This window comes from Helicobacter pylori, from assembly GCF_009689985.1.
Classification (GTDB): Bacteria; Campylobacterota; Campylobacteria; order Campylobacterales; family Helicobacteraceae; genus Helicobacter; species Helicobacter pylori_CG.
In genome coordinates this window covers 1-1386 of the sequence record NZ_QBAW01000023.1, presented here as the reverse complement: position 1 = coordinate 1386, position 1386 = coordinate 1, and the positions used below count along the sequence as shown (strand labels likewise).

1 protein-coding gene and 1 pseudogene are annotated in these 1386 nt (G+C 33.4%); both read right to left on the bottom strand.

What is annotated here, in order from left to right; all coding sequences use genetic code 11:
- Nucleotides 1-35: 35 nt before the first annotated feature.
- A complete protein-coding gene (locus DBU79_RS07700; protein WP_154412052.1) occupies nt 36-1313 on the bottom strand; it encodes an RNA-guided endonuclease InsQ/TnpB family protein in 1278 nt (425 codons plus the stop codon).
- Nucleotides 1288-1386, bottom strand: a pseudogene (locus tag DBU79_RS07695) (IS607 family transposase); the annotation flags it as partial. The gene DBU79_RS07700 and the pseudogene DBU79_RS07695, both read right to left, overlap by 26 nt.

Below are 1386 nucleotides of genomic sequence, written 5' to 3'. Positions count from 1 at the left end.
ACCGTTACTACAAACCTATAAAATCCTATAAAGAGCTATAAAATTCTCTCAATTTGGGATTTTTGTTGTATTCCTAGTTCAACCTTGCTAGTTGCTAAACGATTATTGGATAAGTCATTCAACAGAGCCGTCAAGTCCATAGGCGTAAATTCGGCAGTAACTCTACCTACTAAATGCTTTAAAAGATTGATAGCAGCGTTTATATCTCTATCTAGTTCAAAGCCACACTCTAGGCATTGATAAATCCTATCTTCAAGCGTTAAATCTTGTTTAACTTTTTGGCAATTAGAGCAAGTCTTAGAGCTTGGGTAGTAAGTATCAGCTCTTAAAATTTCTTTATTAGAGTATTTGGCTTTATATTCTAATAGCGTGTTAAACACAGACGTAGAAACATCGCTTAAAGATTTAGCCAATCTGTGATTTTTAAACATGTTTTTGACTTTCAAGCTCTCTAAACAAAACGAGTTTGAGTGTCTTATAAGAGAGCTTGTGAGCTTGTGTAAAAAATCAAGTCTGATGTTAGCGATTTTTTCATGCAAGTGGGTAAGCTTTTTAGAATGCTTTAAGTAATTATTAGACTTCTTGGTTTTATCCCCTTTGGTTTTTGGGTGGATTTTTTTACTCAGTTGTCTGCTAATTCTTACAAGCTTTCTAGTAAGCTTATCTAAGGGCTTAGGGGCATAGATATTTAAGCCATTAGACAAACTCACAAAGGATTTAATCCCTATATCAATCCCTAGTTTATTATGACTCTCTTGGAGTTTATGGGTTCGTTTGTATTCACTCTCATCAACACCGCAAGAGATTGAAATATAGAAATGATCGCCCTTTTGAGTGATGGTAGCGTTATTGATTTTGCCTTGAAATCTTAGTTTTTCAGTGAGTTTGATTGGGGGTAAGTTAGGTATTTTTAAATAATCAGTATTAGCTGTTTGAATGATTTTAATTTGATCACCCCCTATATAAAAAGAACCTTGAAACTCTCTTTTCTTTTTAAATTTAGGGTAACTCACTAAACCTTTTTTTAAATCCCTAAAAAACTTGTTAAAGGCTAGATTTAAGTGGATAAAAGGCTGTTGGGTGGCGTATTTAGTTACTTCATAAACGAAATTAAATTGCGATTTTTTAAGAGCGTTAAACTCTTTTTTAAGCTGCATGTGGTTAGTTTTAATGCCTAGTTGATAATTTTCTTTCCACTTAGCTAATCCCCAATTATAAGCTAACCTAGCGCACCCAAAAGCTTTTTTAAAATAAGTGATATGCTTGTTGTTAGGCTTTAAAGCGATTTTATGCGTGATTGAGATAGCTGACATTGTTAGTGATTACTTCTTGCATTTCATCTAAGAGCTTCTTGTTTTTTTTAGACCTAGAGCCATACAATCTAGC

What these genes read in the sequence shown, in the direction of transcription:
- DBU79_RS07700 (WP_154412052.1), bottom strand. Translation starts at nt 1,313, where the DNA reads ATGTCAGCTATCTCAATCACGCATAAAATCGCTTTAAAGCCTAACAAC.